Source organism: Aminobacter ciceronei (assembly GCF_014138625.1).
In the GTDB taxonomy this organism is placed as follows: domain Bacteria; phylum Pseudomonadota; class Alphaproteobacteria; order Rhizobiales; family Rhizobiaceae; genus Aminobacter; species Aminobacter ciceronei.
In genome coordinates, this window is sequence record NZ_JACJHY010000029.1 from 85,772 (window position 1) to 95,205 (window position 9,434).

Genomic DNA, 9,434 nt, shown 5'->3' on the forward strand with positions numbered 1-9,434 from the left:
GTGACGAGCCAAGCGCGACTGGAGCCGAATTCGACTGCCGCGATGCTGCCGGAGCCATTCCTACGATGGTTCGCCGAGCGCGGCTGGTCGCCGCGTGCCCACCAGCTCGACCTGCTCACCAGTGCCCAGCAGGGCAATTCGGTGCTGCTGATCGCCCCCACCGGTGCCGGCAAGACGCTGGCCGGTTTCCTGCCTGCGCTGACCGATCTGGCGATCCGGCCGAAGAGGCGTCCCGGCGAGCCGAAACGCGGCGTGCATACACTGTACATTTCACCGCTCAAGGCGCTTGCCGTCGACATCGAACGCAATCTCGGCAGGCCTGTTGACGAGATGAACCTGCCGATCACGATGGAGACGCGCACCGGCGACACGCCGCAGCACAAGCGCACGCGCCAGAAGCTGTCACCGCCGGACATATTGCTGACGACACCCGAGCAACTGGCGTTGCTGATCGCATCGCCCGACGCAGACCGCTTCTTCAACGGGCTGCGCTACATCGTGCTCGACGAACTGCATTCGCTGGTCACCTCCAAGCGCGGGCACCTCTTGTCGCTCGGGCTGGCGCGGCTCAGGGCCTATGTGCCCGACCTGCAGGCGATCGGGCTGTCGGCGACGGTGGCCAAGCCGGACGAGCTCCGGCGCTGGCTGGTCAGGCAGAATCCGGCAGGCGAGATGGCCGACCTCATCACCGTGTCGGGCGGTGCCAGGCCAGAGATCACGATCCTCGATTCCGAGGAGCGTGTGCCGTGGTCGGGGCATTCGGCGCGATATGCCATTCCCGAAGTCTATGACGCGATCCGCCGGCACCAGACGACGCTTTTGTTCGTCAACACCCGGAGCCAGGCCGAGCTGTTGTTCCAGGAGCTGTGGCGCGTCAACGACGACAATCTGCCGATCGCCCTGCATCACGGCTCGCTCGACGTCGGCCAGCGCCGCAAGGTCGAAAAGGCGATGGCCGACAACGTGTTGCGTGCCGTCGTCGCAACCTCGACGCTCGATCTCGGCATCGACTGGGGCGACGTCGATCTCGTCGTCCATGTTGGCGCCCCCAAGGGCGCGAGCCGGCTCGCCCAGCGCATCGGCCGCGCCAACCACCGGATGGACGAGCCGAGCCGGGCGATCCTGGTGCCGGCCAATCGTTTCGAGGTGCTGGAGTGCCGGGCCGCACTCGAGGCCAATTATCTCGGCGCGCAGGACACCCCGCCGCTGATCGACGGCGCGCTCGACGTGCTGGCCCAGCATGTGCTGGGCTGCGCCTGTGGCGCGCCCTTCGTCGCAGACGAGCTTTACGCCGAAGTGACATGTGCTGCTCCCTATGCCGGGCTAGACCGCGACAGTTTCGACCGCGTCGTCGATTTCGTCGCCACCGGCGGCTACGCGCTGCGCAGCTACGAGCGCTACGCCCGCATCCGCAAGACCAAGGATGGTAAGTGGCGGGTGTCCAATCCGCGCATTGCCCAGCAATACAGGCTGAATGTCGGCACCATCATCGAAGCGCCGATGCTGAACGTCCGTTACACCAGGGCCAAGGGCAAGGTCGGCGCGGGCACGGCAGCAGCACTGACCCTGCGCGGCGGGCCGGTGCTCGGCAAGATCGAGGAGTATTTCGTCGAGACACTTTCGGTGGGCGACATGTTCATGTTCGCCGGCAAGGTGCTGCGCTTCGAGGGCATCCGCGAAAATGAGTGTTATGTCTCGACGGGCGGCGCCGGCAACGTTCTGGTGCCGTCTTATGCCGGCGGCAAGTTTCCGCTGTCGACCTATCTCGCCGACCAGGTGCGCGGCATGCTGGCCGACCCCGCGCGCTGGAAGGCGCTGCCTGAGCAGGTCGCAGACTGGCTGCGCATCCAGCAGGAGAAGTCGGTGCTGCCGCGCAAGGAGGACCTTCTGATCGAGACTTTTCCACGCGGCGAGCGCTTCTACATGGTGGCCTATCCCTTCGAGGGGCGGCTGGCGCACCAGACGCTCGGTATGCTTCTGACCCGCCGGCTGGAGCGCATGGGCGCGCGGCCGCTGGGCTTTGTCGCCACCGACTATTCGCTGGCCGTCTGGGCGCTGGGCGATCTGGGGGCGATGTTCAGGGCGAAAGAACCGTCGCTGGGCGAACTGTTCGACGAGGATATGCTGGGCGACGACCTCGAGGCCTGGTTGGCCGACAGCTGGCTGCTCAAGCGCACCTTCCGCAACTGTGCCGTCATCGCCGGCTTGATCGAGAAGCGGTTTCCCGGCCAGGAAAAGAGCGGCCGACAGGTGACTGTTTCGGCCGACCTCATTTACGACGTCTTGCGCAGCCATGAGCCCGACCACATTCTGCTCAAGGCGACGCGGGCGGATGCGGCCAGCGGGCTGCTCGATGTCAGGAGGCTTGCCGAGATGCTCTCGCGCATCCGCGGCCGAATCGTGCACAAGATGCTCGACCAGATTTCGCCGCTGGCGGTGCCTGTGATGCTTGAGATCGGCAAGGAGCCGGTCAATGGCGAGGCGCACGACTCCCTGCTTCTGGAGGCGGCGGATCTGATCGATGAGGCGATGGGAAGCGCATGAACATAGCCGCGCGCGAACTGACCAGGGCAGGCTGCGAGACGATCGCGGTCGCTGGTGTGCGCGCCGCCTGCGACTGGCGCGGCGTGGTGCATTTCCCTGAGCTCGACCTGCTCGTCGTCTCCGACCTGCATCTGGAGAAGGGCTCTTCGCATGCCCGCCGCGGCCGGCTGATCCCACCCTATGATACGGCAGCGACGCTTCAACGCCTGGCCGCGGTTGTGGATGACTACCAGCCGCGCACAATCGTCAGCCTCGGCGACAGTTTCCATGACGGCGAGGGCGCGGCGCGCCTGCCCGAACCATTCCGTGACAGCCTGATGGCGATGATGGCCGGGCGGAGCTGGTTCTGGATATCAGGCAATCACGACCCCGACGCGCCCGACGATCTGCCGGGCGAAACGGTAGAGGAATTGGCGGTCGCAGGCCTGGTGTTCCGCCACGAGCCGTCGAAGGGCCATGCCGAGGGCGAGGTCGCCGGCCACCTGCACCCCTGCGCCCGCATCGTCCAGCGCGGCCGCTCGGTCCGTCGCCGCTGCTTCGCCAGCGACGGAATGCGCCTCATCATGCCCGCCTTCGGCGCCTTCACCGGCTCGCTCAACGTGCTCGACCGGGCCTATCGCGGCATGTTCCGGGAAGGGGCGCCGACGGCTTACATGATCGGGACGAGCCGGGTCTATCCGATTGCAGGGTCGCTGCTCAGGCCGGGTTGATGTCGTTTTGACTGCTCGGCAGTCGCTCCTTGCCGTTCTCCAGGTCTTGCCAGTGACGGTGTAGGCTCACCGCGAATTCTGCGCTGCAAAACAGCCACCGCGGAGGGGAGCAACAGGGCGTCCGACGCCGGTGTCGAGGACTGCCGCCATATCAGGCACGGAAGCATCGGAAGAGACGGCACGCGGCCCTCAAACGTAAAACGACCCGGCACGGTCTCCCGCGCCGGGTCGTTTCGTCAACACGCAGTCGCCTTGTTAGCTGGCAGCACTTGCCTGCACGGCGGTGCGCTCAGCCAGGAGCTGGCGAACGACGGCCATGTGGTTGTTCAGTTCGCCGATCGCCTCATCGAGCAGCTGGCGCTGCTTCTGCAGGCGACCGAGCTGCTTGTCCGACTTGTCGAGCGTCAGGCGCAACTGCTTGGCGTTGGTGCCGGTCGGGTCGTAGAGGTCGATCATCTGCTTGACGTCGCGCAGCGAGAAGCCGACCTTCCTGCCGAGCAGGATAAGCTTCAGCCGGGCGCGGTCGCGGCGGGTGTAGAGGCGCGTCGCACCTTCGCGCTTGGGGTTGAGCAACCCCTTGTCTTCGTAAAAGCGCAAAGTACGGAGCGTTACGCCGTACTTCTTTGCCATTTCGCCGATGCGGACATAGTCCTCGCCGGAGAGATTGTTTTCATTGGCCGCAACATCGGCGACCGATACAAGTTTCATCATCTACTCTGCTATCCCCAATTGCGAGCAATGGCGGCAGGGCCGGCCGGTGCTCTGATGGAAGCCGGAGGGGGCAAGGCTTCCGATCGTGGTTTCTACGTAAATGCTACAAAAAGACGGCGATCTGTACACGTCTTACGTTTACGTAAATGCTATAACGATCTGGCCTACCCTACGCAAGGGAAATCTGGCCGAACCGACCGCCAAGGCGGGAACACAACGTCGCACTTTCTTAAGCTTGGTTAAGAGCTTGTTTACCACGTTGAGGGAAATGTAGCCGTGTCGGTTTCCCCCGTGGTCATCATGTACCGAATTGTTCACGGTTTCGGAAGGCGGCGAAATGCCCGAGGAGCCAAAACCCGCGGCAAATCGCAGCCTCCGTCCCGGCAAGGCTTGAGACTTCTGGTTCCGGCACCAGCACTCTGACCAACGGGCGATTCGATGAACAGCAAGCGGTCCTATCTCGATTCCCTCAATGACGGCAGGCAGCGCCGCCCGCTTGCCTCGCTCGACGAGCTCAATCGCTCGCTCGAAAATCTCGAGGCTCGGCTTGAGCGCCAGCGCAACGAGCAGCGCGATGCGCCTGCCGAACCGTATCGCGCGCCACAGCGCCATGCGCCGCCTGCCGGCTACACGCCGCGCGGCGAATATGGCCGCACCACACCCTATGAGCGCCCTTACCAGGCGATCGCCCGCGACATCGACCGCGCCCGCGGCCAGGAAGATGGCGTTGCCGCCGTCGGCAAGATCGCCGGCGAGCTCCGCGCCCTGCGTGAAGAGATGCGCCACCAGATGAGCACCGGGCTGCAGCGCGAATTCGACCTCCTGCGCAAGGACATCGACCGCGCCAGCCAGTCCGGCGCCGTCGGGTCGCAGGCCGTCGAGCTGGGCCTCGAGCTGGAGCGCCTGTCGGGCGCTATCCACACGCTCGCCGAACGCAGCGACGACAAAAGCGTCAACACGCTGCGCCTCGAACTCGAGCAGGTCCGCCGCTCGCTCGGCGAGCTGGCGCGCGAGGAGACCGTGCTTTCGGTCGACCGCCGCTGGGACGAGTTCGACCGCCGCTGGGACGCATTCGCCGACCGCATGTCGGAAGATGCTCGCCGGCGTCCCGAAGATCCGGCGCTTGCTGCCCTTGCCGGCCGCCTCGAACAGATCAACGACGCCGTCAACAACCTGCCCGAATCGCTGTCGCTGCTGTCGATCGAGGACAAGGTCCGCACGCTTGCGGGTGCGGTCGAGCAGTTCGTGCGCCAGCGCGACAGCCATGGCGACGAGATGTTCAGCCTGATCGACGAGCGCCTCGACGAAATCTCGCGCGCCATCGTCGCCTCGACGGTCGCCGCCCAGACGCCGCACTTCAACCCCGAGCCGTTCGAGCGGATCGAGGTGCGCATTGCGGCCCTTGCCCATCAGATCGAAGAGATCACCGCGGAGCAGCCGACCGCCGAGATCATCGACCGCCTCAACACACTGTCCGAGCGTGTCGACGACATCGCGCAGCGCAGCGACATCCCCGAGCAGGCTGTCGAGCGTCTGACGCGGCAGATCTCGCTGATCGCCGACAAGATCGAGCGCACGCCCGCCGCACCTGACGCCGGCCTGATCTTCCAGGGCATCGAACAGCGCTTCGACGCCCTGGCCGACGTGTTCGAGCGCCGCCAGGGCGATGCCTTCGAACATGGCAACACATTGTTCCGTGACCTCGAGCGTCGCCTCGAAGACCTGGGCGAGCGCCTCGATCGCCAATCGGCACAGCCCGCCGCCGATCATTCCGGCATCATGGAAGCGATCGATGCGCGCTTCACCGCCTTCGCCCAGCGCCTCGAGACCAATCGCCCCGACCCGGCGAATGAACTGGCGATGCGCGGGCTCGAAGCCCGGCTGGACGACATCTCCAACCGTCTGGAAATCTCGGCGGCACAGGTGGCGAGTATCGACCCCGACCTGATCCGCGGTCTCGAAGCCCAGGTCAGCGAGCTGTCGAACCATCTGGCGCGGCCTGGCTCGCCGCTGCCCGAGTTCGCAGACGTCCGCCCGCGCCTCGAGGAAATCGAGCGCGCGATTTCTGGCAATCATCATGCGCTGGTCGAAGCAGCCCGCCAGGCCGCCGAGGACGCGGTGCGTTCCTTCTCCGGCTCGACCACCGAAATCGCCGCGGTGACCGGCCTTGCTCAGGACCTGAAGGCGCTCGAAGCGCTGACCCGTCGTTCCGACGAGCGCAACGGCAAGACCTTCGAAGCGATCCACGACACGCTGCTGAAGATCGTTGACCGGCTTGGCTCGATCGAGACCAGCGAAGCGCCGGCGCCTGTCGAAGCCCCGCCCGCTTCCGTCGCAGAACTGCTGTCGACCACCATGCTGTCGCCGGCGCCGAAGCTTTCACTCAGCGAAACGCCGTCGCTGCAGCCGGAGGCGCCGGCACCGCTGCCCGAGGCCAATCACACGTTCGGTCGTCGCGCCAGTGACAGGCCCGACGACGATCGCCCGGCGCGCAGCCCGGCCCAAGCCGCCGCCGAAGCCGCTGCGGCAGTTGCAGCCCTTGACGGTGTCCGCACCGAAAAGAAGGAGCAGAAGCCGGCCAGAACTTCGATGCTGAGTGGTCTCGCCCGCGCTTTCACCAGCAAGAAGGCCAAGCCGCAGCCGCCGGTCGTCGAAGCTGCCGAACCCGTCGTCGAGGCACCGGCGCCCGGCATGGCGCTCGACGCGCCGCTCGATCCCAAGATCGCCAATCGTCCGCTGGAACCCGGTTCGGGCGCGCCCGACCTCAACGCCATCATGCGCCGCGTCCGCGACGAACGTGGCGACACGGTGCGCCCCAACGAGCCCGACGCTTCGAAGTCCGACTTCATTGCCGCCGCTCGCCGTGCCGCTCAGGCCGCGGCCGCTGAGGCGGATGCGGCCAAGCGCAGTTCCGACCTCAAGGGCCCGGTGCGCGCGCTGCGGATCGGCGACCTGATCAAGTCGCGGCGCAAGTCGGTGCTGATGGCCGTCGGCGCCGTGATGCTGGCGCTCGCCGGCATGCAGCTCGGCAAGGCCTTCATCAGCGACCCGATCGAGACGGCAGGCGTCACCGTCGCTCCGGCGGCATCGCAACCGGTCCAGACGGCAGCCGTGGTGCCGGCAAAGCCGGTTGTGACAGCCGCTGCGCCTGTCCGCAATGTCGACAAGCCGGAGACGGCGAGCGCGACCGTCGCCGAGCCCGAGCAGATCGCCGACGTGTCGGTCGACCAGTTGCCCGCCGCTGCCGCGCTCGACAAGACCAGCACCCAGTCGATACCTGCACAGCCTGTAACCACCGAGACGATCAAGCCCTCCGTCACCCCGGCAGCCTTCATGCCCGAGGCCGTTGGACCGGAGGCGTTGCGCCAGGCAGCGAACGCCGGTGACGCCAAGGCGCTCTATGAGATGGGCTCGCGTTATGCCGAGGCGCGTGGCGCCAACGCCGACATGAAGGCAGCTTCCCAGTGGTACGAAAAGGCCGCCGAGCTCGGTTTCGCGCCGGCACAATACCGCATCGGCAACATGTACGAGAAGGGCACCGGCGTCGAACGCGATGCCATCAAGGCCAAGACCTGGTACCAGCTCGCGGCTGCCCAGGGCAACGCCAGCGCCATGCACAATCTGGCGGTGCTGTTTGCCATGGGTGCCGACGGCACTGTCGACAACGACTCGGCCAATCGCTGGTTCACCAGCGCCGCCGAACTTGGCATCAAGGACAGCCAGTTCAATCTCGGCATCCTTGCTGCCAAGGGCGTCGGCATGAAGCAGAACCTCGAAGAATCCTATAAGTGGTTCGCCATTGTCGCCAAAGAGGGTGACAAGGATGCCGCCGCCAAGCGCGACGAGATCGCCAAGGCGCTCAGCCCCGAGCAGCTCAAGCGCGCCGAGGAGACGACGGCACTGTGGCAGCCCAAGCAGCTCGACGCAGCCGCCAATTCGGTCGTCGTGCCGGCTGCCTGGCAGGATGCACCGGCCGCCAACATCGACATGAAGCGGGCGGTGCAGAACATCCAGGCGATCCTCAACAAAAACGGCTACGAAGCCGGCAAGCCCGACGGCATGCTGGGTCAGAAGACCAAGGACGCGATCATGGCCTTCCAGAAGGACAATGCGCTGGCGCCCACCGGCACTGTCGACGAGCCGCTGGTCGAGGCGCTCCTGGCGCGCAAATAGTTAGCGACAGCTGATATCAGGTGACCCGCCTTTACCGGCGGGTTAACTGATTGAGTTATTTTTCGTTTTGTGTCCGGTGAAGTTTGACTTCGCCGCAATGTCGGCGCAAGTACCCGGTAGCCAACAAGCTCCCAGGGATGGGCGTCGGCAACAATTCGATTTGCAGAGTCTGACGGGTGGGCATTTATCTCCCGATTGCTGAGATGTCGGTCAATGTGTTCGTGCTCCTGGCGATGGGTGCGGCGGTCGGCTTCCTGTCTGGTATGTTCGGGGTCGGCGGCGGTTTCCTGATCACGCCGCTTCTGATCTTCTACAACATCCCGCCTGCCATCGCTGTCGCCACCGGCGCCAACCAGGTCATCGCCTCGTCCTTCTCCGGCGCGCTCGCCCATCTCAAGCGCGGCACGCTCGACTTCAAGCTCGGCACGGTGCTTTTGATCGGCGGTATCGCCGGCTCGGCGGCCGGCGGCTTCGTCTTTGCGCTGCTGCGCGCCATAGGCCAGCTCGACCTGTTCATCTCTTTGCTCTACGTCGTCTTCTTGGGCACCGTCGGCGGGCTGATGCTGATCGAAAGCGTCAATGCGCTGCGGCTCACCAAGGGCGGCGTGCCGCCGGCCCTGAAGAAGTCGGGCCAGCACAACTGGATCCACCGCCTGCCCTTCAAGATGCGCTTCCGCACCTCGAAGCTGTTCGTCTCGGTCATCCCGGTGCTCGGCATCGGCGCCGGTATCGGCTTCCTCTCCGCCATCATGGGCGTCGGCGGCGGCTTCATCATGGTGCCGGCGCTGATCTATCTGCTCAAGGTGCCGACCAACGTCGTCGTCGGCACCTCGCTGTTCCAGATCGTCGTCGTCTCGGCCTTCACCACCTTGGTGCACTCCTCGACCAACCAGACCGTCGACATCATCCTGGCGCTGGTCCTGATGGTCGGCGGCGTTGCCGGCGCCCAATACGGCGCCAAGGCCGGCCAGAAGCTGCGCGGCGAACAGCTGCGCGCGCTGCTCGCACTGCTGGTGCTGGCGGTTGCCTTGCGCCTCGGCTTCGACCTGTTCGTCAAGCCGCAGAACCTCTATTCGCTGACCGGCGTGAGCGGGCTGTTGTGATGCGGGTCGCGGCATGTCTCGCAGCCCTGATGCTCGCGGCAGCGGGGCCAGTGCGCGCCCAGGAGCCGGCGCATCCCGAAAGCATCCAGATCGGGCTTTCGACCGACCGCGTCGCCATCACCGCCGACTTCGCCGGTGCCGACCTCACCATCTTCGGGGCGCTCGAAAACGCCGACCCGCTGATCAACCGCCA

6 protein-coding genes are annotated in these 9,434 nt (G+C 65.6%); 5 read left to right on the forward strand and 1 reads right to left on the reverse strand.

The window, feature by feature from the left end; genetic code table 11:
* The first annotated feature begins 42 nt into the window (after positions 1–42).
* Positions 43–2,544: a ligase-associated DNA damage response DEXH box helicase gene (locus HNQ95_RS25315; RefSeq protein ID WP_182575566.1), complete on the forward strand. Its 2,502-nt coding sequence runs from the start codon at positions 43–45 to the stop codon at positions 2,542–2,544.
* Entirely contained in the window at positions 2,541–3,254 is a 714-nt protein-coding gene (gene pdeM, locus HNQ95_RS25320) for a ligase-associated DNA damage response endonuclease PdeM (protein WP_182575563.1), read from the forward strand. Before HNQ95_RS25315 ends, pdeM begins: the two co-directional genes overlap by 4 nt.
* 255 nt (positions 3,255–3,509) lie before the next feature.
* Here pdeM and HNQ95_RS25325 read toward each other — a convergent pair whose 3' ends face one another.
* Positions 3,510–3,962, reverse strand: coding sequence for a MerR family transcriptional regulator (locus HNQ95_RS25325; RefSeq protein WP_067967102.1), 453 nt, complete (start codon positions 3,960–3,962; stop codon positions 3,510–3,512).
* 441 nt (positions 3,963–4,403) lie between these two features.
* Here HNQ95_RS25325 and HNQ95_RS25330 point away from each other — a divergent pair, with 441 nt between their 5' ends.
* The 3 genes from HNQ95_RS25330 to HNQ95_RS25340 all read left to right on the forward strand — a co-directional run.
* Positions 4,404–8,138 (forward strand): SEL1-like repeat protein, encoded by a 3,735-nt coding sequence (locus tag HNQ95_RS25330; protein ID WP_067965449.1) that lies wholly within the window; start codon positions 4,404–4,406, stop codon positions 8,136–8,138.
* Positions 8,139–8,314: 176 nt separating this feature from the next.
* Positions 8,315–9,241, forward strand: a complete 927-nt coding sequence (locus HNQ95_RS25335) for a sulfite exporter TauE/SafE family protein (protein ID WP_067963116.1) — start codon at positions 8,315–8,317, stop codon at positions 9,239–9,241.
* Positions 9,241–9,434: TIGR02186 family protein (locus HNQ95_RS25340; protein WP_182575564.1), on the forward strand; the 194-nt coding region annotated here is incomplete at its 3' end. The genes HNQ95_RS25335 and HNQ95_RS25340, both read left to right, overlap by 1 nt.

Bases quoted from the DNA above. Each gene is read 5' to 3' on its own strand.
- HNQ95_RS25325 (WP_067967102.1), bottom strand. From the start codon at position 3,962: ATGAAACTTGTATCGGTCGCCGATGTTGCGGCCAATGAAAACAATCTC.
- HNQ95_RS25315 (WP_182575566.1), top strand. From the start codon at position 43: ATGCTGCCGGAGCCATTCCTACGATGGTTCGCCGAGCGCGGCTGGTCG.
- HNQ95_RS25330 (WP_067965449.1), top strand. From the start codon at position 4,404: ATGAACAGCAAGCGGTCCTATCTCGATTCCCTCAATGACGGCAGGCAG.
- pdeM (WP_182575563.1), top strand. From the start codon at position 2,541: ATGAACATAGCCGCGCGCGAACTGACCAGGGCAGGCTGCGAGACGATC.